This window comes from Curvivirga aplysinae, assembly GCF_009711445.1.
GTDB lineage: Bacteria > Pseudomonadota > Alphaproteobacteria > UBA8366 > Aestuariispiraceae > Curvivirga > Curvivirga aplysinae.
Genome location: NZ_SMMC01000171.1, coordinates 1 through 26,517 on the forward strand (window position 1 = coordinate 1; position 26,517 = coordinate 26,517).

At 43.0% G+C, this 26,517-nt stretch carries 27 protein-coding genes; 14 read left to right on the plus strand and 13 right to left on the minus strand.

The features are described 5' to 3' along the window. Positions 1-60: 60 nt before the first annotated feature. Positions 61-702: an orotate phosphoribosyltransferase gene (gene pyrE / locus E1160_RS08110; RefSeq protein ID WP_155154644.1), complete on the plus strand. Its 642-nt coding sequence runs from the start codon at positions 61-63 to the stop codon at positions 700-702. A gap of 14 nt (positions 703-716) precedes the next feature. Here the strand turns inward: pyrE and E1160_RS08115 are convergent, their stop codons facing one another. Then, on the minus strand, positions 717-1,445 hold the full coding sequence (locus E1160_RS08115; protein WP_155154645.1) for a hypothetical protein: 729 nt from the start codon (positions 1,443-1,445) through the stop codon (positions 717-719). Positions 1,446-1,817: 372 nt separating this feature from the next. Between E1160_RS08115 and E1160_RS08120 the strand changes: the two genes are divergently transcribed. Genes E1160_RS08120 through E1160_RS08135 form a run of 4 tightly spaced genes read left to right on the plus strand, consistent with a single transcriptional unit; the run spans position 1,818 to position 5,704 of the window. Beyond that, the gene (locus E1160_RS08120) at positions 1,818-2,678 is read left to right on the plus strand and encodes an FAD binding domain-containing protein (protein ID WP_155154646.1); all 861 of its coding nucleotides are present in this window, start codon (positions 1,818-1,820) and stop codon (positions 2,676-2,678) included. A 2-nt stretch (positions 2,679-2,680) separates the two neighbouring features. Continuing rightward, on the plus strand, positions 2,681-3,151 hold the full coding sequence (locus E1160_RS08125) for a (2Fe-2S)-binding protein (RefSeq protein WP_155154647.1): 471 nt from the start codon (positions 2,681-2,683) through the stop codon (positions 3,149-3,151). Positions 3,152-3,156: 5 nt separating this feature from the next. After that, positions 3,157-5,442 (plus strand): xanthine dehydrogenase family protein molybdopterin-binding subunit, encoded by a 2,286-nt coding sequence (locus E1160_RS08130; RefSeq protein WP_155154648.1) that lies wholly within the window; start codon positions 3,157-3,159, stop codon positions 5,440-5,442. Between the two features lie 16 nt (positions 5,443-5,458). Then, the gene (locus E1160_RS08135; protein ID WP_155154649.1) at positions 5,459-5,704 is read left to right on the plus strand and encodes a MoaD/ThiS family protein; all 246 of its coding nucleotides are present in this window, start codon (positions 5,459-5,461) and stop codon (positions 5,702-5,704) included. Positions 5,705-5,744: 40 nt separating this feature from the next. On the opposite strand, the gene E1160_RS08140 is transcribed toward E1160_RS08135, so the two are convergent. Genes E1160_RS08140 through E1160_RS08150 form a run of 3 tightly spaced genes read right to left on the minus strand, consistent with a single transcriptional unit; the run spans position 5,745 to position 7,233 of the window. Then, positions 5,745-6,350 carry a DNA-3-methyladenine glycosylase I gene (locus E1160_RS08140; protein WP_155154650.1) on the minus strand — a complete coding sequence of 202 codons (606 nt, stop codon included), beginning with the start codon at positions 6,348-6,350 and terminating at the stop codon, positions 5,745-5,747. Between the two features lie 2 nt (positions 6,351-6,352). Then, entirely contained in the window at positions 6,353-6,649 is a 297-nt protein-coding gene (locus E1160_RS08145) for a YciI family protein (protein WP_155154651.1), read from the minus strand. A 14-nt stretch (positions 6,650-6,663) separates the two neighbouring features. After that, the gene (locus tag E1160_RS08150; protein ID WP_155154652.1) at positions 6,664-7,233 is read right to left on the minus strand and encodes a TetR/AcrR family transcriptional regulator; all 570 of its coding nucleotides are present in this window, start codon (positions 7,231-7,233) and stop codon (positions 6,664-6,666) included. 248 nt (positions 7,234-7,481) lie between these two features. Between E1160_RS08150 and E1160_RS08155 the strand changes: the two genes are divergently transcribed. Then, on the plus strand, positions 7,482-8,732 hold the full coding sequence (locus tag E1160_RS08155; protein ID WP_155154653.1) for a GGDEF domain-containing protein: 1,251 nt from the start codon (positions 7,482-7,484) through the stop codon (positions 8,730-8,732). A gap of 64 nt (positions 8,733-8,796) precedes the next feature. Here E1160_RS08155 and E1160_RS08160 read toward each other — a convergent pair whose 3' ends face one another. The 7 genes from E1160_RS08160 to E1160_RS08190 all read right to left on the minus strand — a co-directional run bounded on the left by E1160_RS08160 (position 8,797) and on the right by E1160_RS08190 (position 16,662). Continuing rightward, entirely contained in the window at positions 8,797-9,285 is a 489-nt protein-coding gene (locus tag E1160_RS08160; RefSeq protein WP_155154654.1) for a YchJ family protein, read from the minus strand. Positions 9,286-9,368: 83 nt separating this feature from the next. Further along, positions 9,369-10,358, minus strand: a complete 990-nt coding sequence (locus tag E1160_RS08165; protein ID WP_155154655.1) for an ATP-grasp domain-containing protein — start codon at positions 10,356-10,358, stop codon at positions 9,369-9,371. Continuing rightward, positions 10,355-11,419, minus strand: a complete 1,065-nt coding sequence (gene pseI, locus E1160_RS08170; RefSeq protein ID WP_155154656.1) for a pseudaminic acid synthase — start codon at positions 11,417-11,419, stop codon at positions 10,355-10,357. The genes E1160_RS08165 and pseI overlap by 4 nt, the downstream gene beginning before the upstream one ends. A gap of 119 nt (positions 11,420-11,538) precedes the next feature. Beyond that, complete coding sequence (locus E1160_RS08175; protein WP_155154657.1) at positions 11,539-14,265, minus strand: sensor histidine kinase; 2,727 nt, start codon at positions 14,263-14,265, stop codon at positions 11,539-11,541. Beyond that, entirely contained in the window at positions 14,265-14,534 is a 270-nt protein-coding gene (locus E1160_RS08180; protein WP_155154658.1) for a hypothetical protein, read from the minus strand. The genes E1160_RS08175 and E1160_RS08180 overlap by 1 nt, the downstream gene beginning before the upstream one ends. Before the next feature lie 16 nt (positions 14,535-14,550). After that, positions 14,551-14,919: a response regulator transcription factor gene (locus tag E1160_RS08185; protein ID WP_155154659.1), complete on the minus strand. Its 369-nt coding sequence runs from the start codon at positions 14,917-14,919 to the stop codon at positions 14,551-14,553. A gap of 180 nt (positions 14,920-15,099) precedes the next feature. Beyond that, positions 15,100-16,662 (minus strand): helix-turn-helix domain-containing protein, encoded by a 1,563-nt coding sequence (locus tag E1160_RS08190; RefSeq protein ID WP_155154660.1) that lies wholly within the window; start codon positions 16,660-16,662, stop codon positions 15,100-15,102. 249 nt (positions 16,663-16,911) lie between these two features. Here E1160_RS08190 and E1160_RS08195 point away from each other — a divergent pair, with 249 nt between their 5' ends. The 7 genes from E1160_RS08195 to E1160_RS08225 all read left to right on the plus strand — a co-directional run bounded on the left by E1160_RS08195 (position 16,912) and on the right by E1160_RS08225 (position 23,472). After that, the gene (locus E1160_RS08195; protein WP_155154661.1) at positions 16,912-18,258 is read left to right on the plus strand and encodes a substrate-binding protein; all 1,347 of its coding nucleotides are present in this window, start codon (positions 16,912-16,914) and stop codon (positions 18,256-18,258) included. Positions 18,259-18,429: 171 nt separating this feature from the next. Beyond that, positions 18,430-19,446 (plus strand): branched-chain amino acid ABC transporter permease, encoded by a 1,017-nt coding sequence (locus E1160_RS08200; protein ID WP_155154662.1) that lies wholly within the window; start codon positions 18,430-18,432, stop codon positions 19,444-19,446. Between the two features lie 4 nt (positions 19,447-19,450). Continuing rightward, the gene (locus E1160_RS08205; RefSeq protein WP_155154663.1) at positions 19,451-20,590 is read left to right on the plus strand and encodes a branched-chain amino acid ABC transporter permease; all 1,140 of its coding nucleotides are present in this window, start codon (positions 19,451-19,453) and stop codon (positions 20,588-20,590) included. A 31-nt stretch (positions 20,591-20,621) separates the two neighbouring features. After that, positions 20,622-21,377: an ABC transporter ATP-binding protein gene (locus E1160_RS08210; protein ID WP_155154664.1), complete on the plus strand. Its 756-nt coding sequence runs from the start codon at positions 20,622-20,624 to the stop codon at positions 21,375-21,377. Beyond that, positions 21,370-22,101, plus strand: a complete 732-nt coding sequence (locus tag E1160_RS08215; protein WP_155154665.1) for an ABC transporter ATP-binding protein — start codon at positions 21,370-21,372, stop codon at positions 22,099-22,101. The genes E1160_RS08210 and E1160_RS08215 overlap by 8 nt, the downstream gene beginning before the upstream one ends. Before the next feature lie 178 nt (positions 22,102-22,279). Then, positions 22,280-23,125 carry a 2OG-Fe(II) oxygenase family protein gene (locus tag E1160_RS08220; RefSeq protein WP_155154666.1) on the plus strand — a complete coding sequence of 282 codons (846 nt, stop codon included), beginning with the start codon at positions 22,280-22,282 and terminating at the stop codon, positions 23,123-23,125. Positions 23,126-23,250: 125 nt separating this feature from the next. After that, positions 23,251-23,472, plus strand: coding sequence for a DUF3126 family protein (locus E1160_RS08225; protein ID WP_155154667.1), 222 nt, complete (start codon positions 23,251-23,253; stop codon positions 23,470-23,472). A 56-nt stretch (positions 23,473-23,528) separates the two neighbouring features. On the opposite strand, the gene E1160_RS08230 is transcribed toward E1160_RS08225, so the two are convergent. Continuing rightward, entirely contained in the window at positions 23,529-24,419 is an 891-nt protein-coding gene (locus tag E1160_RS08230) for a DMT family transporter (RefSeq protein WP_155154668.1), read from the minus strand. A 207-nt stretch (positions 24,420-24,626) separates the two neighbouring features. Here E1160_RS08230 and ppk2 point away from each other — a divergent pair, with 207 nt between their 5' ends. Beyond that, positions 24,627-25,601 carry a polyphosphate kinase 2 gene (ppk2, locus tag E1160_RS08235; protein ID WP_155154669.1) on the plus strand — a complete coding sequence of 325 codons (975 nt, stop codon included), beginning with the start codon at positions 24,627-24,629 and terminating at the stop codon, positions 25,599-25,601. 36 nt (positions 25,602-25,637) lie between these two features. On the opposite strand, the gene E1160_RS08240 is transcribed toward ppk2, so the two are convergent. Further along, a partial coding sequence (locus tag E1160_RS08240) for a LysR family transcriptional regulator (RefSeq protein ID WP_155154670.1) occupies positions 25,638-26,517 on the minus strand: 880 nt, incomplete at its 5' end.

Below are 26,517 nucleotides of genomic sequence, written 5' to 3' on the forward strand. Positions count from 1 at the left end.
ATTGGTCATCAATCAAGATGATCCCTTGATGCTTCTATAATTTAAAACGGAGACACTCTGATGCAAGATTATAAACGTGAATTTATTGAATTAGCTATGGCACGTGAGGTTTTGCAATTTGGGGAATTTAGCCTGAAATCTGGTCGTAAAAGTCCGTTTTTCTTTAACTTTGGTAAGTTCCATACAGGCAAAGATATGTCTTTGATCGGTAAAGCCTATGCAGCCGTGATTAAGGAAAAAGGCATTGAATTTGATGTGATGTTTGGTACCGCTTACAAAGGCATCCCGATTGCAGCGGTCACCGCAGCGGCACTTTATGACCAATATGGCGAAGACAATAATTATTGTTATAACCGTAAAGAAGCCAAGACCCATGGTGAGGGCGGTAATATTGTCGGGGCAAAGCTTGAAGGTAAAACCTTATTGGTGGATGATGTGATGACAGCGGGGACCGCCATTAAAGAAGCCGCGGGCATGGTGCAGGATGCTGGGGCAGAACTTGGCTGCATTTTGATTGCGCTGGATCGTCAGGAAAAAGGCGCTGCTGACCTATCCGCTGTTCAAGAGATTGAGAAAACTTTCGACATTCCAGTTCATTCCATTATCACACTTTCTGATGTGCTGATCTATCTGGAAGGCCGTGCAGATATGGCAGAGGATTTAAAGAATCTTTATGCTTATAAAGAGCAGTATGGGATTTGAAAAATCTGTTTTGATTACTCAAACAGTTTCACTTCTGCATCCGGAGATTTAATGGCGGTGATTTGTGGGCAAATCTGGACTGATGTATTGTATATAGCAGCTTTTATTCGGGACATATCGTTGAATAATGAAAGTATATTTTCATCCGTGATAGTAAGGGGGGCGCCGGGAAGGGCTGCGTCAATCGGTTCACCTGCAATACCAATAACATCGATATTCATTGTTCCTGAAATCTTCCCTTCGGTATAGTTTGCAGAAACATTGAACAATCCCCCTAGATCTATATCCTTACCAGAGGCGGTATAGTTAATATGGATGCGATATCCGATGCCTAAAATAGCAGCTTTGCCACCAATACTCTCACCGGAATATTTTAAGTAATCAAAAATTTGCACAATTTCTGTACCCTTTGTAATTTTTGCCGCAGCGGAAAGATAGGTCAGTTTGCCGGTGCCTTGATCTCGATAATAGTTATATGCATAAATTCGGGTATTCCCTAATTTAGCAAGAGCGTTTTTTTTATCATCTTCAGTTGTAGAACAGTTTGATGTCGCAGAGGTGTTTTTTAAAGTGCCATCTGTTTTAAAATTAATTAACTGTGTAGGAATTATAGGTTGCATTTCATCTGTAGTAACGGGAGGAGCCCCTGCTGCATTGGCCTGAGATATTTTTGTTAGATGTCCGCTACAGCTAGCAAAAATAAGTGACGCGACAATTGTAAAACCTCTAAGATTAAAACTCATAATGTTTTCCCCCAAAAAGTAAAATTATTACGTGGATTGAATTAAATCACACATTAGGTAGGTTTAATATTAAAAAATTCTTTTTAGGATGGTAGCTTGCTAGAGTTGTATGACAATTTGTCATAAGAATTTGTCGAAATTGGACCTTTGTGAAATAGGGCAAAGCCCCTAAACTTCTTTTTAAATGATGCTTTAATTAGCGAATGATAATTTGATTTTTGAATGAGATTATTCTTGGTTGAGTATTTTTCATCTGATGAACAGATTATTTCCATGAAGGGTTTATGGAATCTTCTTTTCGCACTATGGCAAATACCTTAAAATTAGAGCAGTTAAAAATTATAAAACGATAACTTTAGGGATCGAAGACTAATGAGATATGAAGCTCCTACAACCGTAGAGGCGGCTGTAAGCCTTTTGTCTGCAGAGGCAGGCTTGGCAAAGGTCTTGTCTGGTGGCACAGATCTGCTTGTGCAAATGCGTATGGGCATGATGGAACCAGATTTGATTGTGGATACAAAACGTATTCCGGGTTTTGGTGATATTGTCGAAGAAAATGGTGGCTACCGTGTCGGTGGGGCTGTACCTTCTGCGGAATTGAATGAACATGCAGGTTTTACTGCGATGTATCCGGGTGTTGCCGAAGGGGCTGATCTAATTGGGTCAACCCAAGTGCAAGGGCGTGCGACGATTACAGGTAATTTATGTAATGCAGGCCCTGCGGCAGATAGTGTACCTTGTGCGGTGGCCGTTGGATGTGTTGCACGTATTGCAGGTCCAAATGGCAAACGCGATGTTGCCATCGAAGATATCCCGCAAGCACCGGGCAAAACCTCCCTTGAAAAAGGGGAATTGGTTGAAAGTTTATTCTTCCCGGCGAAACCTGCCAATACAGGTGATGCTTATTTGCGTTTCATTCCACGTACTGAAATGGATATTGCCGTGGCGGGTTGTGGTATCTCTATTACCCTAGATGATACAGGTACATGTACCGCTGCAAAAGTTGCAATCGGTGCGGTTGCCATAAAGGTATTGGTGGTTGACGAAGCTGCACAGGCATTGATCGGCACAAAGGTTGATGAAGCTGCTTTAGACGCTTTGGCATCTGCTTGTTCTGCAGCGGCAAAACCAATCACAGATAAGCGCGGTACAGTTGAATTCCGTAAAGAAGTTGTTGGCGTGTTGGCAAAACGTGCTGCGAAAATTGCGCTTGATCGCGCGAAAGGGGCATAATCATGGGTATTCATGTTTCTACAAAAATTAATGGCGATGATGTTGAATTTGTTTGCGATGCAGAAGAAACATTGTTGGATGTATTGCGTGACCGTTTGAACCTGACAGGCGCCAAAGAAGGCTGTGCTACAGGGGACTGCGGTGCTTGTTCCGTAACGATTGATGGTCGTTTGACTTGTTCCTGCCTGACATTGGGCGCGGAAGTTGAAGGTCGTGAAATCGGCACTGTTGAAGGTGTTGCCAAGGGCAATGAACTTCATCCGATTCAACAAAAGATATTGGATAATGCAGCCCTTCAATGTGGTGTTTGTACACCGGGTATTGTGGTTGCGGCTAAAGCGTTATTAGAGAAAAAGCCAGACCCATCCGAAGAAGAAATTCGTTACTGGATGGCAGGCAATCTGTGCCGTTGCACAGGATATGACAAAATCATCCGTGCAATTCAGGATGCAGCAGCAGAGATGAGAGGATAAAGATCATGGCGTCTTCTACAGGTGAAGCTCCAGAGAGCAAAGGTACACATCAGTATCAGCCACGTGATTTTAAAGTCGTTGGTACAACACCTCTTCGTCCGGATGGGGTTGATAAAGTAACAGGTCGCGCCCGTTTCGGTGCGGATATGAATTTACCCGGTCAATTGGTTGGTAAGGTTCTTCGTAGCCCACATCCACATGCCAAGCTTGTGTCTATTGATACATCCGAAGCAGAAGCATTACCTGGTGTAAAAGCAGTTGTAACTCGTGATGATTTTGCGGAAAACGAAGCCCATCATGATATTCTATGTAATATCATGGCACGTGATAAAGTGCTTTATGAAGGTCATGCCGTAGCGGCTGTTGCCGCAACTTCACGGGCAATTGCCTTGAAGGCATTGAAGAAGATTAAGGTTGTATACGATATTCTGCCACATGTGACTGATGTGGATGAAGCGATGAAAGCAGATGCGCCTATTCTTCATGATGATATGTTCACTCATGGTGTTGATCCAATGCCGACAACTGCGTCTAACATCGCAGGGCGTTGTGAATTTGGTCACGGGGATGTGGATGCAGGTTTTGAACAGGCAGATATCATTATTGAGCGTAATTTCAAGACTGCAGCAACTCATCAAGGCTATATTGAGCCGCATGCTTGTGTGGCGACTGTTACATCAGATGACTATGGGGAGCTTTGGGGCTGTACGCAAGGTCATTTCGTGTTGCGCAATGTTTCTGCGTCTCTGGTTGGTATGGATGTGTCCAAACTTCGCGTAACCGCGTCCGAGATTGGCGGTGGTTTTGGCGGTAAGACAACAGTCTTTTTAGAACCTGTATGTTTAATGTTGGCCAAAAAATCCGGCAAGCCAGTTAAAATGGCGATGACTCGTGATGAAGTGTTTAAAGCATCTGGTCCGACCGCATCTTCCAGCATGGATGTGAAAATCGGTTGTACAAAAGATGGTCGTATCACAGCTGGTTTTGCTGAAGTTCGATACCAAGGTGGTGCTTTCCGTGGTGCGCCTGCTGACTTCGGGGCGATGTGTGCCTTTGCATGTTATGCCTTGGAAAATGTAAAGGCTATTGGTTGGGAAGTCGTGACCAACCGCCCGAAAGGGGCCGCTTATCGCGCACCAGGGGCGCCAATGTCTGTATATGCGGTTGAATCTGTGGTTGATGAATTGGCAAAAGCCATTGATATGGACCCGATTGATTTTCGTTTGAAAAATGCTGCACGTAATGGTGATAAATCTTCCTATGGACCAAAGTTTGAATCTTTAGGCCTAGTTGAAACATTGGAAGCGGCCAAAAATCATCCAAACTATCAAATTCCGTTAGGACCAAATCAAGGCCGCGGCGTTGCGAGTGGTTTCTGGTTTAACTTTGGCGGGGAGACCTGTTCTACATTGAACGTCAACCAAGATGGTACCGTGGCGATTTCTGTGGGGACACCTGATATTGGGGGGTCTCGTGCTTCTATGTGTCAAATGGCTGCCGAAGAACTTGGTATTCCATATGATCAGGTGCGTGCGATCGTAACAGATACATCCAGCCTTGGATTTAACGATACCACAGAAGGCAGCCGTGTTACTTTCTCAAGCGGGATGGCGGTGATCTTTGCGGCACGCGAAATCATTGGCAAGCTATGTGAACGTGCGGCAATGATGTGGGATATTCCGGTTGAAGCGGTAAAATGGGAAGAAGGCAAAGCGATCCCTGCTGGTGCAAATGCAGGTGATTTTGAGCCTTTGACTTTGGCTGAAATTGCGGATGCAGCTGGTGGCACTGGTGGCCCGATTGCAGGACATCATGAATATAATGCAGATGGCGCTGGTGTTTCTTTCGGAACCCATTTGGTAGATACAGAAGTTGATCCAGAAACAGGTTTTGTGAAAATCTTGCGTTACACAGTTATTCAGGATGCAGGTAAAGCGATTCATCCATCTTATGTAGAAGGTCAATTCCAAGGCGGTGCGGTACAGGGTATCGGCTGGGCTTTGAATGAGGAATATATCTACGGTGATGATGGCAAGTTGCAAAATGCAGGCTTCCTTGATTATCGTTTGCCTGTGGCATCTGATTTGCCAATGATCGATACAGTGATTGTAGAAGTGCCTAATCCGGGCCATCCATATGGTGTACGTGGTGTTGGTGAAACAGGGATCGTGCCGCCACTGGCTGCGATTGCGAATTCTGTGTCTGACGCGGCAAATTTACGAATGACTGAATTACCGATGAGCCCGCCACGGATCTTAAAGGCAATTCATCAAGCTGAAGCCGCTGAGTAAGTCAGAAAGGATATTCATGGTTCAGGTCGTTCTATCCGGCATTATGAAAACAGCTGTTGATGATCAGGCGGAGATTGAGATCGAAGCTAAAAACATCAAACAGCTTCTGGATGCTTTGGCACGGGACTACCCGAAGATGGAGCCTTATGTAAAAAAGGGCCTCGCGGTGTCCATCAACGGTGTGATTTATCGCGATAGCCTTTATCAGAAAATCCCTGAAGACGCGGAAATCTTTGTGATACCGCGTCTCGCTGGAGGATAGATAAAATAAAAGCCGCAGTCATTTGATTGCGGCTTTTCCTTTAGGGGCGTTGAAACACTTCCCGCGCCTTTGCGGCTTTTTCTCGCATGACACAGCCTTCCGCGTGGTCATTGATTAATCCCATGGCTTGCATAAAAGCATAGGCTGTCGTTGGGCCAACGAATTTCCAGCCACGTCTTTTTAAGTCTTTGGAAAGGGCGATAGACTCCGGCGAGGTGGAGACGGTTTGAGGTTCAGGCAAATCCTCAGGCTTTGGCTCATAAGACCAGATATATTTTGCAATAGACCCTTCTGAGGCGACCAGTTCTTGTGCGCGTTTTGCATTGTTGATTACGGCTTCAATCTTGCCGCGATGACGGACTATGCCTGCATCGTTTAAAAGGCGTTCTTTATCGTTCTTATCAAATTCAGCAACTTTGTTGAAATCAAAATGATGAAAGGCTTCACGAAAGTTTTCTCTCTTTTCATAGATTGTGCGCCAGCTAAGACCTGATTGAAAACTTTCAAGGCAGAGTTTTTCAAATAGACGCTGATCATCACTCACAGGGTAACCCCATTCATTGTCGTGATATTCAAAGAAATTAGGCGCACTATCACACCATTTACAACGTGGTTTTCCATCAGGGCCAACTGTTGTTTTACTCATCATCATTCTCCGGAAGAAATCAAAAAACCGAGACGATCAACCGCCTTACCCGGATTGATTTCCAAAATCTCGACATCGACAACTTCATTAATCACAAATGGGTCTTCATTCACACGTGTTTCAAAATCCTCACGACTGATATTATGCGCGATGACCGATCCGCCTTGGTTGGGCTGTAAACTACCGATCAGGATAAACACGCCATCATCAAAGCCTCGTTTGATCCATGCATTATGATTTGACATAAATTTTGGAGCCTCCGCCTTGTTTTTTCCAAACCGTAATAGGGCAATAAACATATATAAAACTCCCGTTAGTGAATTTGTTTTAATGTGAGTTGATCAACCCAATCACACATTTGATTGACTTCAGATTGGACATAGCTTTCATCTTTAAATGCATTGGTAAGAGAGGCCACACCTTGGCTACGCCCCAGAAGATGCATGGCAAGCTGGTCGGCGTTTTCGTTATGCCCAAGAGTTTCAAATTGTCTTTTCAGCCAAACTCGAAATAGGGTGAAAAGCTTATTCGCATCATCTTGTGCATTATGATCTAACTTAATGAGTTCTGCGGATAGAGTGCCAACAGGACAACCGAATTTCATAATTTTAGTTTGATTTACAATTAGAATTTTGATGAAGCTCTTAATACGGTCAGCTGCACTATCACCCTCTATTTCCCATTGATCTAGCATAGATTCTGTACGGGTGAGGCGTGCCAGAATGACCGCATCCAGTATCTCATCCTTGGTTTTGAAATGATAATAGAAATTTCCACGCGAAATATTAACAACCTCCGCAATATGAGCAAAGGAGGTTGCCTCAAATCCATGTTCATAAAAAAGTTGATCGGCGGCTTCGATAATCTTGGTTTGGGTTTTCATCACGACACCAAATTTAAAATTAGGACATTTGTCCTAAAATATAGAAGCGATATGAAAATTGTCAAGAGATGCAATGTATTAATTGGTGGGACAGTAAAATGTTGTGAATTAAATTACGAATCAGCTAAAGCATGTATATGTGCTTGTTTCTGATGCAGGGGAGCTTGAGTAGGCTGTTAGAAGACCACTTAAGAGCAGGGATAAAAACATTATTTGGCGTTTGTTGAAACAGGGACAGGAAATCTGTCATGTCTTATAAGCTTTTTGGCGATCTTTTTAGATTAGCCCCTTATCTTGCATTGGTGATCCTAGCTGCTTGGCTTGGGCAGCAAGAAGCTTTTGTTGTTGATAGCCAGTTCGCGGCTACTCTACCTGTATTACCTTATGTCCTCTGTTTTGTTGGATGTTTATTCGCTTGGAATTTCAAAATGAGTACGAGTGTGCTGGGATTCCTTGTAATTGGAATGGTGTATTGGACATCTGCGATGTTCTTGCCTTATGGCAATACGGCTGATGTCTTCGGAGACGTTTTATTTGCGGGTCTATCTATCTTACTGCCAGTTAACCTCGTTTGGTTATGTTGGGCCGAGGAGCGTGGCGTACTTAGCCGCCAAGGTTTGATCAGGCTTGCTATTATTTCAGCTCAGTTCGCATTTTTACTTCTATTCACTTATGTAATTGAAGGCGGCCTACAACAAGCAGTTATCGCAATATTGAATTTACAGATGATAAGTGGCTTCTGGACGGCTTGGTCCAATTTGCCACAACTGGCGATAGGCGCATATATTGTCAGTCTTGGTTTTATGTTGTTACGCTTTATGTTGCAGCGTTCGCCTCTACAAATGGGTTGGATCAGTACGTTAGTGGCAAGTTATTTTGCTTTTCAAGAGGCTGGTAATCCAGATCAGGTCGCCCTTTATATCTCTGTTGCGTTACTTGCACTCATTATTGCTAAGGTCCAAGTCTCTTATCAGATGGCCTTTGTAGATGAATTAACCAGCATTCCAGGGCGTCGGGCGCTCATGTCTGATATGAAAAAACTTGGTAGTAAATATGTCATCGCCATGAGCGATATTGATCATTTTAAAAAGTTCAACGATACATATGGTCATGATATTGGCGATGAGGTCCTGCGGATGGTTGCCAACCGTTTGTCTATGGTAACAGGTGGCGGGCGTGCTTATCGATATGGTGGGGAAGAATTTTGTATTTTAATGCCTGTTGGTGAGGTTGACAAAGCGATCCCGCATCTTGAAAAACTGCGGGAAGTCGTTGAACATTCTGAGTTTGTCATACGGTCAAAAAATCGCCCGAAGAAAGATAAAAAGGGCAGTAAAAAACGAGGCGCGTCTGAGACTAATCAATCGGTACAGGTCACAATTAGTATTGGGGTCGCAGCTAAAGGAAAAATGCATGCAGATCCTATGGCTGTGATGAAGTCGGCTGATGAAGCATTATATCGCGCTAAGAAAAAAGGTCGTAATCAAGTCGCAAAGTAAGCTCAAAAAAATAAACCCTCTGTTGATTTAACAGAGGGTTTGAATTGGTTAAAACGCCTTGATTTTAAGCGGCAGCACCACAACATTTTTTGTATTTTTTACCTGATCCGCAAGGGCAAGGTTCGTTGCGACCTACCTTTGTCACAATACGTTGCTCTTGACGTGGGTTCATATCGCCATGGGAATATAACCAGCGATCGCCTTCTTTTACGAAAGTACTTACTTCGTGATGTGCATGCTGTTCTGGTCCTACTTTGAAATTCGCAACGAATTCAACTGTACCTGTTGTATCATCTTTGGTACCGCCTGTTGTGTTGCGAACTTCTAACTTTAACCATTTCGCGTTTTCTGCCCAAGTTTTTGTTTCTTCGGCATCATAGTCGCTTTTGCTTTCCTCTGTTAGCGTATCTTCCAGATACTGCAATTTATCAACAACAAAAGCACTGTAACGGGAGCGCATAACTTGTTCTGGGGTTTCTGCAATGGCACCATTATGAAATGGGGCACAACAAGCTTCATATTCAGCATGAGAGCCGCAAGGACATTCAGACATTGTTTAATCCTAATCTGGTAAAATCGTGTTCGTTTTTCTGCAGCTCTTTTGCCTTTACAGTTCCAGAATGTCAAGGAAGTGGCTTATAGGTGAGAGATATTCTGTTCTTTGGGAAAAGGCTCATTTGAAGTGAAAAAGTCACGCTCTTCTCCATCTACTTCTTCACGTTTTAAAGATAAACCATAATTAATAGGTGAAAATAGTTCAGGTGAAATCTTTTGACCTTTTGCCATTTTGATTTGTGCTGTTGCTGTATCAAGACCTGCTTCCAGAGCAAGTATCGAGGCACCACCAAACCTTAGATTGGCTTCAATGAAAATTGGATTTCCAGCGTCATCAAGGAATGCTTGAATGATGTTATGCCCTTTTAAACCGAGTTTTTGAGCTAATTGGATAGCCATGTTTTTTAGGTGTGGTTGATCTTCAATCTGTGCCCATTTTGACTCTCCGTCAACCACACGAAGGCGTCTGCGGCAAACTGCTTCCAAGGGGGTGGATTCAAAATCTAACAAGATATCTACTGTATATTCGGGGCAAGCAATCAATGGGTGCAAAAGTTGATTTTGGGATTTTGCAATCAAAATGGCATCTTCAAGACTTTTGACGAGGTAGGCGCCTTTACTACCAGAAGAATATCTAGGGCGCGTGTAATATAAAAGTTCTGTCCCTGTTATTTCATTCAAAATAGGAATTGTTTGCATGCCAAAGCTATTAACTAAATCAGAAAATAGTAATTTGTCTTGGCAAATTTGAATCGTTTCCAAAGAAGGGAGAGGTAAGATGCATCCAAGGTTATTGAGTTTTGTTTTTAATTTTGCGAGTGGAATTAAATCACCATCACGAGAGGGCAGAATAAGACGAATACCATTTTCTTTTACCGCGCGTAGAATTGATTTTTCATAATCTGGATTTGATGCATGAGGAAGCTGAATTAACGCATCTACATCTTTGGAGGCAGGAACATCCAAGTTTAAATCACTGCCATAACAGCGCCAATTTTCTTTATGCGCCGCTGCGGTAAAAGTTTGTACCATTGGACGTTTGCTGTTGATACTTGTGATCAATAAGCTCACGAATTTGCATCCTTCTCAAACATGGTCAAATCCAAAGGCGTGCCAGAAACAACATCTTTGATGAATTTTTGACCAATAACAATATCATGATATCGAGTATGCAAACCCTGTGCCGGACGGATGCTGCGAATGTGTTCCGAAGTAATGAGATCTCCAGCCCTTGCGTCTTTGATGACATAAAGTGATCGACGAAATTTTAGGCCTATCTGCTCTTTTTTTGTTGGTTCGAGCTTGGCTTGACCAAGGCTTGATTGTGCAATTTTAACTTGCTCCACCATTTCTTTAAATTCATGTGGTTCAAGTGAGAAGGCAGCATCAGGACCCCCGTCTTTTCTGGATAAAGTAAAATGCTTTTCAATAACGCATGCGCCAAGAGCTACGCTGGTAATCGGAACCGCTGAGCCCAATGTATGATCAGAAAGCCCGACAGGGCATTTAAATTTATTACTCATCATTGGAATTGCATTCAGATTGGCTTCTTCAGGTAATGCCGGATATGATGCAGTGCATTTTAGTAAAATGAGCTCTTTGCAGCCATGGTTACGTAAGGTGGTTACAGCTTCTTCAACTTCTTCTTCTATGGCCATGCCAGTAGAGAGAATGACGGGTTTATTTGTGCTTGCAACTAGCTTCAAAAGTGGAATGTCAACAAGTTCGCTACTCGCAATTTTGTAAATGGGAACATCTAGCTTTTCGAGAAAATCAACCGCGGTTGGATCGAAGGGGGCGGAAAATGCATCTAAACCTAAACGTGTCGCTTCTTCAATAATTGGCTTATGCCATTCCCACGGTGTGTAGGCTTGTTGGTACAGACTATACAGATCAGTACCTTCCCAAATAGTGCCATCAACTTGAAATTCTGGACGATCGGATTTGATCGTTATTGTATCAGGTGTGTAGGTTTGTAACTTTATCGCATCTGCACCCGCTTCGGCCGCAGCATGGACCAGTTTTATGACACGCTCAAAGTCATGATTATGGTTCGCAGATAATTCAGCAATAAAATATACAGGTTCACTTGCCCCTAACTTTTTATTATTAATTTTAACGATTTGAGGCATTTAGCTTTTATTTCACTTTCAGAACATGAATTATATAAATTAACATTTTGTATTGGCTTTAACTATAGATATAGCCTAGCTCTGTTGTCTCATGCAATGGATTTGCCGCTAGGACATCATTATGATGTTAAAGGTAACTTGATTTTAAAAATTGCACCTTTGTCCGATTTGGTCTCAACCCAAATCTGTCCATTGAAATGTTCTATAACACCTTTTGAAATAGCGAGGCCTAATCCGCTACCTGTGGGGCGGTTAGGGGTGTCTTCATCGGCCCGTGCAAATTTATCAAAAATCATTTCATGATCAGCTTCGGGCACACCTGAGCCATTATCTTCCACAGAAATTAGGTATGCATCTTTATTCGTATATGCGGATACTTTGACATAAGGTCTGGTTTTGTCACAAAACTTAATCGCATTAGAGAGAAGGTTTAATAGCACTTGTAATAGTCGATCCTGATCTACAGACACAGTTACAAACACTTGTGAGATATCAGTTTCAAGTTGCGTATTATTTTCACGTATCATTCCATCAATTGAGGCGATCGCATCATCAATAACTTTTCTTGGGTCGATATCCTTGATATGCCAAACCATATGACCTGCTTCAACACGTGCGAGGTCTAGATGTTCGTCAATTAAACGGGTCAGGCGCATGCTTTCTTTCATGATGATATTTAAAAATTTGTTGGCTTGCTTTGTGTCTAAATCTTTATGGTCTGACAAAATTTCAGAGAATGACCTTATAGAGGTTAGCGGGGTTCTGAATTCATGACTCACTACCGTCAGGAAATCATCCTTAAGGCGATCTAATTCCTGAAGCTGGTCATTGGCAAGGCGTAACTCAGAGGTAAGCGTTTCTAGTTCTTTGGATTTTTGCTCTAGTTGTTGACTATATTCAATGACTTGTGATGTCTCTTGCAGCATAGCCATAACTTCATCAAATGGGACGACTTCACCTTTAACTACAGACGAGACAACGATTCGGGCGGAAGCTGCTCCGATTGAGGAGGCTAAAAGACGTTCGGCAAAAGCAATGGTATCAGCATCTGCGGGGCCTTCTTTTTGCCAGTTTGGGCCGCGTGTTATTTGGTAACGTGTAAAGACATCATAGGTACGCTGGCCACCAAGAAAACGTTGGACAAGATTGTAAAGGTCTTGTCCTCGCACTGCACCGCGCCAAACTCGTGTCTCTTTATCAGTTGGGTGGTGGAATGCATTTACAAATAAAGTGGCTTGAATGCGTTCGATCGTACCCTGATCCGTGAAGACGGAGGTCATAACAAAGCCGCCGATGTTGAAAATCATGCTCCAGAATAAAGCATGGGTCAGAGGTTCCATGCCGGTTACGCCGAATAGATGTTCTGGGTGCAGCCAGTCAATTCCCCAAGGGCCAGTGAATACAAAAGAGGGGTCCAGCCAGCCGACGCGTGCGATGGAAGGGGCAAATAACGTATAAAACCAAACAATGAAACCTAGAATAAGGCCGACTTGTGCTCCTTTTTTATTGCCGCCCTTCCAAAATAGTCCCCCTACCATCACGGGTATGAATTGCGCAGTTGCTGCAAAGGAAATCAAACCGATTGAAACAAGGGCACTACCAGAGCCGGAAGTTCGATAGTAGAGATAACCAAGCATCAATACACAGATGATACTAAAGCGACGGGTGGTTAGAAGAACGCCTGTTAAATCCATGCGCGCATTGATGCCAAGCCAGTTCCATCGAAGAAGGGCGGGAATAACCAGATCATTGCATACCATGGTAGATAAGGCGATTGTTGCAACGATTACCATGCTGGTTGCTGCGGATAACCCGCCAATATAGGCGATAAGGGCTAACGTTTCCTGATTGTAATGTAGCGGTACGGTTAATACGAAGAAATCTGGGTCGGTTCCTGCGGGAAGCAAATCTAATCCGGCAAGCGCGATTGGTAAGACAAAAATATTCGTTAGCAGTAGATAGACAGGAAACATCCATGAAGCTGTTCTTAGGTGATCTTCATCAACATTTTCTACGACCGTCATTTGGAATTGTCGAGGCAATGCAATAATTGCAGCCATAGAGAGTAACATTAATGTCAGCCATCTAGGACCGACATCACTATCTAAAGTTAAAATGCGTGCCGTGTCAGGCATGGATTGGGCTTTGTTGAATAAGTCTTCAAAGCCATTGTAAAGGCCAAAGACAACAAAAATGCCAACAGCTAATAAGGCGAATAATTTGAAGAAAGACTCAAAAGCGACAGCAGCAACTACGCCTTCGTGATGTTCGCTTGCGTCAATATGTCGTGTGCCAAAAAGGATCGCAAAGGCGATCAGTAAGATAGTTACCCAAAAACCTGTATCACGTAAAACAGATTCACTGGCATCAAGAATGTTGGAGCCTTGAACAGCTCCACCAACCCCTGTTAACACGGTAAAGCTGGTCGTGATGGCTTTTAGTTGCAAGGCGATATAAGGCGTCGTACCAATTACAGCAATTAACGTCACAATGACTGCGAGCCGTCCGCTCTTGCCATAACGCGATGAGATAAAGTCGGCGATAGAGGCAAAACCATATGACTTTGTGATACGAACCATTTTTCTTAAGATGAGCCACCATCCTAAAAAGACGATGGTTGGGCCAAAATAAATGGTCAGAAACTCTAATCCGCTACGCGCCGCATAGCCAACAGACCCATAAAAAGTCCATGTCGTACAATAAACTGCAATGGACAATGTGTAGACAATTGGATGTCGAAGTAAGCTGTTTCCTTGGCGTGCCAGTTTATCTCCCCACCATGCTATCATGAAGAGAAGCAATAAATATCCAAATGATGTGATGACAACAACGGAGGTAGATAGCATTAGCTTTGTTTGCCTTCATCTTCAGAAGTTGAAGAAATTGGTAACGTTTTTTTTGCATAAACCAACTCAGATTTAATAAGTCGGTTGGTAAGTAATTTGCCAAGAATGATCAGGAAAATCCAAATGAAAAAGGCGTAAAAATAAAGTGTTGGAATGCCCCAAATTTCATTCTCATCATTAAAAATTAATAAAATGGGTGGGGTTAATAATAGAAAGCCAATGAGAGGTAAAACCAAGGCACGTTCGTTTAATTGATCTAGGCTCGCCATAAGAGTTTCTTTCTGCTTAGGAGTTGAGCATTCCCTTTACTTTCTCAACGACTTCTCTTGTCGAAAAAGGCTTGGTCATAAAAGCAGTTACACCAATCTCATGTGCTTTTTCTTGGTCAATTGGACGGTTTTTCGCAGTTAACATTAATATAGGAATATGTTTGGTTAATTGGTGGCTGCGGATATTTCTTGCAACCTCAAACCCGTCACAACCGGGTAGCATCACATCCAAGATCATAACATCGGGCACCGCTTCTTTGACAAGCTCAATTGCTCTTGGTCCTTCACGCGCAATACGCACGTCAAAACCCGCTGTTTCCATTAGAAAATTTAATGCTTCGACAATGCTGTCGTCATCTTCAACAATTAGCACTGAATGCGTCATTGTCTAGCCTCCCCGCGATGCGTCCCTGTTTGCATCATATGAGATTTTGGAAGAGTCATTTATTGTTATTTTGACTTCTTCTTTTTATTTTTTATGGTGTAACGATAGCCCCGAAAAAAATATTTGTCACGTTTTAGGATTAACTTATCTTCAAAAAGCGACCTAAAATTGTAATTTGATTTAGGTCTCTACAAAGTCATGGGCTCTTTGATTACAATTTTCTATATGGCATTGGCGACAAGTTAATCCTACATTTGTGATTGAATCGGCATTTTCTCGATCTAGGCCATCCGCATAAACCAAGCGATCTGCATAGGTGGCATCGCAACCAAGTAAAATAGAATAAATACTGCGCGGGTCTTTGAAGGCGGCACCCAGTTTTGTAACGGTGCGTGCGATAAATAAATAAGTAGACGTATCGGGTGCTTTAACGAGCTGGGATTTGATGTTACCCGGTGTCAGAAAGGCGGAGTGAATCGCCCATCGTGGGCAAATGCCACCATAACGTGGGATTTGTAATCCAGAAGCTGAAAACCGTTTTGAAATATTGCCAGCAATATCACTACGGACGAAATGAAAAGGAATACCTTCTTCGCCTGGGCGGCGAAGCGTTGTTAGGCGATGGCATACTTGTTCCCAGCTAGCTGCGTAGAGTTGTTGAATCATTTCGATGTCATGACGCAGGTCGGTCACAGTTTGTAGGAAGCTGCTGTAGGGGAAGATCAAGGCGCCTGCAAAATATCCATGAAGAGATTCCCTTGCGCGTTGGCGGGCTTTGTCTGTGGTCAGTCGGGGGGATGCAGCTAGCTTTTCAACCTCATCATGCGCATCAAGTCGGCTGATCATTTTGGCGGCTTCAAATCGGCTGGCTGTTAAGGGCGCTGCTTTCGAAATGTATAGGCTGCGAGTTTCCTCGTCCCATATACTGTTTTTCTGATCTAGCTTTTCCGGGTTTTCCCTGTGAAGTTCAACATTATGTTTTTTCTTTAGGTAGCTAATGATATCTGCAAGAAAGACACCGTGATCCGGATCGGTTTCGACCTTAGGGCGTAGTTCGTCGGCAAGTTTTTCTAGGCCATCGAAATAATTGCCATGATCATAAAGTAAGTCATCTACCTCATCTGCGGGTAGCATGGTTTGGCGTGCGCCTTCAAAGCTATTTAGAAAGCTGAACATCTCGCTTGCAGCGCTGGAAAGTCGTTCACTTTCTTCGGCCATGGATTTAGTGAATTTCTCCCTTTGTTCGTGGCCCATATCGCTATGGTCATGAAGGATTTCGGCAAAGGACCTTATGGATGTAATACGTGAGACTACGTCATGGGCGGCATGGGCAAGAAATGGATCGTAACTGATCCGTTCGGATAGGGCGTCGATCTGCTCATTGGCGGAACGGTAGGCGCGATATAGGGCGACCATGGCGCTTGCCATAGTCGGGGCTACGCCAAGGGTTTTTGTAAGATCTTGTTTGTCTAGATTGGTTTTTGCAAATAACGGATCGCCACCAATTTCTTCCAAATCAGCCAGTAGACGTGCTTCTTCGCTGCCTGTTAGGTCTGCGGGTGGCACTTTGAGTGCTTCGGCTAGACGTAAAAGTAGAGCGCCACCAATTGTTCTTCTGTTATGTTCAATTAAGTTAAGATAGGCTGCAGATACACCTGCATCAGCCGCAAGTTCGGCTTGTGTTTTGCCGAGGTCTTTCCGGATTGTACGTATGCGATGTCCCAATAATGCCCGGCCAGCCATGATGTAATCCTGATTTTTCTAATATTTTATTTATAATGACGAAAATTTACAGATTTACAAGTTTGTAAATTTTCTATTTAAATTGTTAACAAAAAACTCTTTATACTTCAATATGTTGTTGAAATATTTTCTAGCCCCCTCATAATTCGCAATATCTCCATCTCTAAAAATAAAAATATCGGATGGTTCGGGTGTCTTCGGGCACGTCATTGAATAGATGTATGAACATCAATAGGGAGGCTTTTAGCCATGAAATCAATTATTACTCGTCGTGGACTGTTGAAGGGAACAGCTGCCGGTGCAGGTGTTGCGGCGTTGGGCTCTGTTGCGCCAACTCACTTCATCAAAAATGCTTGGGCAGAAGAATTTCGTAATGACCCAACAAACAAGTCTGCAATTACATTAGGTTTTAACGTACCACAATCTGGACCTTATGCGGATGAAGGTGCGGATGAGCTTCGTGCATATAAGCTTGCAGTTAAACATCTGAACGGCGAAGGCGATGGTGGTATGTTGAATACCATGAAGCCACTTTCTTTGAAGGGTAATGGTATCCTCGGTAAAAAAGTTGAATATGTAACAGGTGATACGCAAACTAAATCTGATGCTGCGCGTGCTTCTGCGAAGCGTATGATGGAAAAAGACGGTGTGAGTATGGTTACTGGTGGCTCATCTTCTGGTGTAGCCGTGGCTGTGCAGGCATTGTGTCAGGAAATGGGCGTTATCTTTATGGCAGGTTTGACCCATTCCAATGATACAACTGGTAAAGATAAGCGTCGTTATGGTTTCCGCCATTTCTTTAATTCTTACATGTCCGGCGCTGCACTTGGTCCTGTTTTGAAAGATGAATATGGTACAGAACGTCGTGCTTACCATCTAACAGCTGACTATAACTGGGGTTATACGACAGAGGAATCTGTTAAGAACACAACCGAAGCTCTTGGTTGGGAAACAGTTGCAGCTGTTCGCACACCTGTAGGTGCTGGTGACTTCTCTCAATATATTACGCCTGTTTTGAATTCTGGCGCGGATGTGTTGATCTTGAACCACTATGGTAAAGACATGGTGAACTCGTTGACACAAGCTGTATCCTTTGGTCTTCGTGATAAACAAGTGAATGGTAAGAACTTTGAAATCATTGTTCCATTATTCTCTCGTTTGATGGCGCAAGGTGCTGGTGACAATATTAAAGGTATTTTGGGTACAACTAACTGGAACTGGTCTTTACAAGATGCTGGTTCGCAAGCATTTGTGAAATCCTTCGGTCAGGAATATGGTTTCCCACCATCTCAGGCTGCGCATACATGCTATGTTCAAACATTGCTTTATGCGAATGCATGTGAAATGGCTGGTACTTTCAACCCTGTGGAAGTTATCAAAACACTTGAAGGCTTTAACTTCGATGGTATGGGTAACGGACCTACAGAATATCGTGCTGCAGATCACCAATGCTTTAAAGATGTATTGGTTGTACGTGGTAACGAAAACCCATCTAGCCAATTTGACCTTCTTCAGGTTGTACAACAGGTGCCTCGTTCTCAGGTTGAGTACGATCCATCTATCTTTGGCGGTGAATTAGGTCCTTATAAAGCTTAATACGCCAATATGAATGTTCCAGTCCCTTCATGGGTTCATCTGAAGGGACTGAACTTTCATTTATCTCGCTGCATAACATTTTTTCAAAGCAATTATTCAGGGTAAACGCTTGTTTAGGAATAATAACGCTACACTTGTATGCAGTGTCATCTAAAGCTGAGACAAAGACCAATGGATGCAATATTTTTACAAATTTTAAACGGGCTCGATAAAGGGGGGGCATATGCCCTGATCGCGCTTGGTTTGACCTTGATTTTTGGTACATTGGGTGTCGTGAACTTCGCACATGGTGCGGTGTTTATGTTGGGTGCGTTTTGTGCCGTGACGCTCAATAAAATTCTTACCCTCTCTCAACGTATTCGCGATGAGAGCGTGACATTCTTTGAAGCATATAAAGAAGTTCCTTATCTGGAAGTTTGGTTCGGCGAGACAGGATCTACCCTCATCGAATATTCAGTTCCTATTTCTATTTTGGTTGCAATACCGGTCATGCTATTAGTCGGTTTGGCGATGGAGCGTGGCTTATTTCGCTTCTTCTATAACCGTACACATGCAGAACAAATTTTGGTTTCCTTTGGTTTGGCGATTGTAATTCAAGAGATTGTGAAAGCCTTTTATGGGGCTAATCCAATCCCTCAAGCGCCGCCCGAGATTTTTGCAGGTAGTGCTAATATCGGCGCAATGTTAGGGATGAGTGAGGCTATTGTTTATCCTTGGTGGCGTCTTGTTTATCTAGTCTTTGCTGGCATTGTGATTGCAGCTGTATTCTGTTTCTTACAGTTTACGACCTTCGGTATGGTCGTGCGCGCAGGCATGATGGATCGTGAAACTGTTGGCCTGTTGGGTATTAATATTGAACGTCGTTTCACAATTGTATTTGGCTTGGCTGCTGTTGTAAGTGGTTTGGCAGGTGTGATGTATACCCCGATTTTACCACCTGATTATCATATGGGTATGGACTTCCTGGTTCTTTCCTTCGTGGTTGTGGTAGTTGGTGGTATGGGCTCCTTAGGCGGTGCGGTTGCTGCGGGTTTCTTGCTGGGTGTGTTGCAATCTTTTGCAGCCATGGCAGAAATCAAGGCAATTATCCCAGGTATTGACCAAATTATTATTTACCTTGTTGCGGTTGTCATCCTGTTGGTTCGTCCACGTGGATTGATGGGTCGTAAAGGCGTGATGGAGACCTAAGACAATGATAGCACCTACTACTCCTCGCAAAGACATGGTGATGTTTATCGTATTTGCGATAGCGATCTTAACTTTGCCAATCTGGATGGCCCCACTTGGTGGTAGTTATCCAGACCTTCTGCAGAAATTTGCTATCTTTGGCTTGTTTGCTGTTGGATTTAACATTTTATTTGGTTTAACCGGTTATTTATCCTTTGGTCATGCGGCCTTCTTGGGTGTGGGATCATATACGGCAGTTTGGAGCTTCAAGCTGTTAAGTATGAACATTTTGCCAGCTATTTTCTTTGGCATGATTACATCTGGCTTATTTGCATTGATTATTGGTTATGTAAGCTTACGTCGTTCCGGTATTTATTTTTCAATTTTGACATTGGCTTTCGCACAAATGTCTTACAATCTCGCTTATTCCGTTTTGACACCGATTACTTATGGTGAAACAGGTTTGCAGCTTGCACAGTATGATCCGCGTATTTTGGATGCACAGGCGACTGTTGAAGGCGGCGGTATTCCACTAACCAATCTCTTTGGGTTGGAGATGCAAGGCTGGCCGGGTTTCTATTTCTGTGCAGTCGTTTTGATTATTGGTTTCTATATTGCGATGCGTATCACACGGTCTCCGTTTGGTATGATGTTGTTGGCTGTGAAATCAAACCAGAACCGTATGAATTACACAGGCTTGAATACACGTCCATATACATTAGCAGCATTTGTGATTTCCGGTATTTATGCAGGATTAGCTGGCAGCTTAATGGCGGTGACTGATCCATTGGCTGGTGCGGAACGCATGCAATGGACTGCATCTGGTGAAGTTGTATTAATGACCATTTTAGGTGGCGTTGGTACATTGCTCGGTCCTGTGCTTGGTGCCGCAATCATCAAATATTTCGAAAATATCTTCTCTGCGATTAACGAAAGTGTGCTTCACGCATTCTTCGGCTTCCTTCCTGATTTTATTGAGAATGGGTTGGTAAATGTTGCAAGTCTGTTTGTCGGTAAGGGCTGGCATTTAACCTTAGGTGTGTTGTTCATGGTGATGGTGATCTTCCTACCAGGTGGGGTTATTGAAGCTTATGATCGTATTCGTAAACGTTTCTTCTCAAAAGAAACACGAAGCTCTGCGGCACCGCAGGCTGGCGATGATTAATCCGTGATCGACTAGACTTAGGAATTCTGTTATGAAGATATTAGAAGTAAGTAACGTCAATAAACGTTTCGGTGGCTTACAAGCCCTTGATGACGTAAATTTGACTGTTGAACAAGGTCACGTGCATGCGATTATCGGACCAAACGGGGCGGGTAAATCTACTTTGCTGAACTGTTTCGTTGGTCGCTTGATGCCAGATACTGGTAGTGTGATCTTTGATGGAACTTCCCTTTTAGGGTTGGCGCCACATGAAATTAACCAAACAGGTGTGTCCCGTGTATTCCAAACACCCGAAATTTTTGAAGATCTGTCTCTTTTAGATAATCTGATGATCCCGGCGCTGGCCAAACGTGATGGTGCATTTACGCTAAATGCTTGGGGCCGCGTTGACCAAGATGCCGAAATTCGCGATCAAGCGGAACATATGTTGGAAGATGTTGGGCTTCAGGATAAACGTCATTTGCAATCCGGTACAATGTCCCGTGGTGATAAACGACGCTTGGAATTGGCTATGTGCCTTGTGCAAAATCCAAAGTTGTTACTTTTAGATGAGCCTACCGCGGGTATGTCCCGTGCGGATACTAACAATACCATTGATCTTTTAAAGAAGATTGGTGAGCGCGGTATTACCAAAGTTATTATTGAACATGACATGCATGTTGTATTTTCATTAGCAAATCGCGTGAGTGTTTTGGCACAAGGTCATGTGATTGCGGAAGGTACGCCTGAAGAGATGAAAGAAGATCAACGCGTGAAAGACGCATATTTGGGAGCAGGTCATGAGTAAGAATGTCGCAAAGAATGCACCGGCTTATTTCTCCTGCTGGGATTTGAAAGCTTACTATGGTGATAGCTATATCGTTCAAGGCGTTAGCTTTGATATCCATGAAGGTGAGGTTTTAGCATTATTAGGCCGAAACGGTGCGGGTAAAACATCTACCTTACGGGCAATTGCGCGTATGGATGACCCAATGCTAACCCATGGAGAGGTTTGGTTAGATCATAAACCTCTCCATGATATGAAATCTCATGAAGCGGCCCAAAACGGTATCGGTTTGGTGCCGGAAGATCGTCGTATTATTCCGGGATTGACCGTCGAAGAAAACCTGCAACTAGCTCAAATCGCAAAACCAAAAGGTTGGTCAATTGAGCGTTTATATGAACATTTCCCACGTCTTGCTGAACGCCGTAATCAAGAAGGCGTTACCTTGTCCGGTGGGGAACAGCAAATGTTGGCTGTTGCCCGTGCGTTAGCGCGTGATGTGAAACTGTTATTACTGGATGAGCCATATGAAGGTCTCGCACCTGTGATTGTCCAAGAAATCGCAAGCATTGTGGAAGAAATCCGTAATCTTGGATTGACCACAATTATCGTGGAGCAAAATGCGGTTGCTGCATTGAAGCTGGCTGATCGTGCGGTGATTTTGGATATGGGGCAAGTCGTTTATGATGGCACAGCTGAGGAAGTGCTAGAGAATGAAGAATTGCGTCACGAATATCTCGCAATCTAAATAATCCCTAATTGATTTCAGAAATACTGGTAACTTTCCCTTGAGTTACACCTAGAGGCTATCACCTTGGTGATAGCCTTCTCTTTATCTTTAATCTTGACCATATGGTCAGCTTGTATCTGATGGCGGTTATCTGCTAAGAATAGGTAGTTCAGATATAAAATAACTAGAGGTTACCATGGCGGTTATACTAGAGGCGGTTGATTATCAGGATCCTGATGCTGCGGAAAAGTTTGTAAATTCCTTGCGAGAAACAGGATTTGGTGTGTTGAAGAATCACCCAATCAGTCAAGATGAAGTTCATAGCATTTATAACAACTGGTATGACTATTTCCAAAATGGGAATAAATACGATTTCCTTCGCAATCCTGAAACTCAGGATGGGTATTTTCCACCAGAAGAATCAGAATCTGCCAAGGGCATGGAAGTTAAGGATATCAAGGAATATTATCATTTCTATCCGCATGGTCGTTGCCCGGAAGAACTTAGGGAACAGTTAGATACCTATTATAAAAACACCTCTGCTTTTGCAGGTGAATTATTGTCTTGGGTTGAAAAATATTCTCCGAATGAAGTCTCCGCAAGATATAGCCAATCCTTGTCCAGTATGATTGATGGATCCACGCAATCCTTGTTGCGTGTGTTGCATTATCCCCCATTCACAGGGGATGAAGAACTCGGTGCCATTCGTGCCGGCGCACATGAAGATATCAATCTATTGACGGTGTTACCTGCCGCTAACGAACCGGGGTTACAGGTAAAAGCGAAAGATGGTAGCTGGATTGATGTGCCATGTGATTTTGGCAATCTTATCGTGAATATTGGTGATATGCTGCAAGAAGCTTCCGGTGGTTATTTCCCATCGACCACACATCGTGTTATTAATCCTAAAGGAATGGATAAAACCAAGTCTCGTATCTCATTGCCGCTATTTTTACATCCCTATCCAGAAGTAAAATTGTCGGATCGTCATACGGCAGATAGCTATTTGATGGAACGCTTACGTGAATTAGGCGTCATTTAAAAATTCATAACTATCGAGAAAGTTTATACGGGAAGGGGCTTGTATCTTCCTGTATAAAAAGAGTATAGAATGGCCAGAATTTAGGGCGTGCTACGCTCATCTTATGAGGTTTAAGGGAAGAGATTATGATTACTCCGGAAGAAATTGCACGCGTCGTTGCTTATTTACGTGGTCAGTTTAAAAACGATCGCATCAATATTAAACCACCTGCAAAGCCGAATGCACCTGTTGAAGTATATATCGGCGATGAATTCATTGGCGTCTTGCACCGTGATGAAGACGAAGGTGAAGTATCTTATGATCTAAATATCAGTATCTTGGAAGAAGATTTACCTGGTATGGTGTAAGCTTTTAGCAGAAGACGAGATTAAAAAGGCCTGCGATATTTCGCAGGCCTTTTTCTTTAGGTTTGAGACGCTTTCTTTCTTGTGGCTAAGGTGACGCCAATAGCAGTGATCGCCATGCCACCCCACGCAACAATTGGCATTTCTTCGCCCAGTAGGAACCAGCCAAATAAGGCAGCTAAAGGAGGGACCAGAAATAATAATGAAGACACACGGGCCACTTCGCCAGCCCGGATCATGGCAAGCAATAGACTGATGGCGAGGATAGAATTTCCAATAACCAAATAGCCAAGGGCCGCCATAAAGGTTGGGTTCCAGTCAACTTCCATTGTTTCGCTGAAATAAGCGAGAGGCAGAACGATTGCGAGTCCAGCGGCATATTGAACCAGATTGGAAACGATTGGATGATAGCTTATCCCAAATCGTTTTTCATATATCACGCCTCCCGTCATTCCTACTAACCCAATGATGCTGAAGATAATGCCAAACAAAGTTGGTGGTTCAATATCAGATCGGGCTACAATCACTACCACAACGCCGCCTAGGCCAAGTAAAAGGCCTATCCATCTTTTCCAGCTGACATGTTCACTGGCAAGGTAAGGGGCAAGAATAGCAACTAAGATAGGTTGCAAGGCCATAAAGATAGCTAATACCCCTGCAGAAACACCGGTTTTGAACGCCCACCAGCAACCGCCAAAATAAACAGCCTGCATCAAAGTGCCAACCACCATGAGATGCATCCAGTTGATAAGGCGTTTTGGGAATTTAGGTCGAAAGATCAATGCGAGAGGCATCAATAAGAGTATGACGGCACCAAATCTTAAACTTAATAGGGTCATAGGTTCGGCAAATTGTAAGCCTAATTTTGCAACACTATACCCACCTGCCCATAACAGGGTGAAGATGACAGGGGCTAAAATCAGCCATAAAGGTTTATTACTTGTAGCCATATTAATTGATCCTGAAAAAACGCATAAACTCCCTTAACCTGTTTTTCCAAAAAGAGGAATGAAATTCTATTCACAACTGAATTGAAAAATGACGCTTTAACAACCATGTAAGTTGATATGCCTCAAAGACAAAATCACAAAGATGTAATATTGTTATAGGCAGGGATAAGTATTTTGAATTTCGATGAGTGTACGTGGAGAGTTTGAATGCTAGATGACAATCAAAAGCCTTTAGGTGGCGGTGAACAAACAGCCAGTAAGAAAACTCGAGCAAAAAAAGCTGTAGCCAAAAGGCCTGCTAGTCCTCACAAAAGCCATTCTCTATTATTACATGAAAAAATAGAAAAAAAGGGCCGTAATGCACCTTTACCAGCAAATTACCCTTACAAGCGTAGGATGCGAAGCGAACAATATGAACGCCAGAAGCAGGAGTTGCAAATTGAACTCTTAAAAGTGCAAAGTTGGGTTAAGGAGACAGGTCAACGCATTTTATGCATTTTTGAAGGACGCGATGCTGCGGGTAAAGGGGGCACAATTAAGCGCTTTACAGAACATCTGAATCCTCGCGGTGCACGAGTTGTTGCTTTGGAAAAACCAACGGATGAAGAAAGAGGCCAATGGTATTTTCAACGCTATGTGAATCAGTTGCCAACGAAAGGAGAAATCGTTTTCTTTGACCGTAGTTGGTATAATCGTGCTGGTGTCGAAAGAGTAATGGGCTTTTGCTCGCCTGCTGAATATATGGAATTTATGCGTCAAGTACCAGAATTTGAACGGATGCTGGTTCGAAGCGGTATTAAGTTGTTCAAGTTTTGGTTCTCGGTCAGTCGCGATGAACAGCTACGTCGTTTCCGGTCTCGTCAGAATGATCCATTAAAGCATTGGAAACTTAGTCCTGTTGACGTTCAATCTCTTGATCTTTGGGATGAATATTCCGAGGCAAAAGAAGCGATGTTCTTTAATACCCATACGGCTGATTCTGCATGGACTGTGATACGCTCAGATGACAAAAAACGTGCTCGACTAAATTGCATGCGATATTTTTTGAGTGAAATAGATTATCCTGGAAGAAATGAGGGAGTAATTATCCGACCAGATCCTCAAATAGTCGGGCCTGCAGATAGCATATATGAAAAACTGGATGATTATGATCCCGATAAACAAATTAGGATTAGAACCTAATCAAGGGATCAAATGTAAGTTGAACACGGATAGGTTCTAAGACAGTTCTTGTTTTAAGAAATCAATCATCACCCTTGTTTTAGTAGGTAGGAAGTTGCGACTAGGATAAATAATCCAAGCGCCAGTTTCAAAATCTGTCGCCGTAACTTGATGATAAGGCAAAAGATTTTGGCAGTTGCCAATTTCAATGTCTTGTTCAATTAACCAGTTAGGTAACATTGCTATTCCTAGGTCTGCTAACATTGCTTGCTTTATCGCGATTGCGTTTGAAAGAACAAGATCCCCATTGATCTGAACTTCTTTGACATTACTCATTTTATCTTTCGCCAGCCACTTTGATTGATAATCGGGAAGATTGAATAAGATTGCATTCATTTCAGATAAAGTTTCAGGAGAGGTAACCTTCTTCTGATTTGCGAGATATGTCGATGTGGCGACAATATAGTAGTTTGTATCATGTAGCTTACTACAAATCATATCTTGTTGAATACGCGGCGCAAGGCGAATGGCGACATCTATACGATCTGAAACTAAATCAAGATTGTCATCTGAAAAAACAATCTCCAGATCAATCTCAGGATAGAGCGTTTTAAATTTTCCCAGTAAAGGCAAGATCATGTGATGACCATAGGCAATAGATGCTGTTAAGCGTAATTTGCCGGTAGGGCTTTGACTTAACGTTTTAGCATCATCTTCGGCTTGATCTAAATCCTCTAAAATGGATTGAAGGCGACCTAAGTAAACTTCACCTGCTTCGGTGAGTTGTAGATTTCTCGTGGTTCTTTGGAATAAACGTATGCCAAGTTCTTCTTCTAATCCTGAAACAATACGGGAGATTTGTGAAGGGTCCAATGACAAATCACGCGCAGTTGAAGCGAAACTGCCCGATTGATGAATGGAAAGTAATAATTTCAAG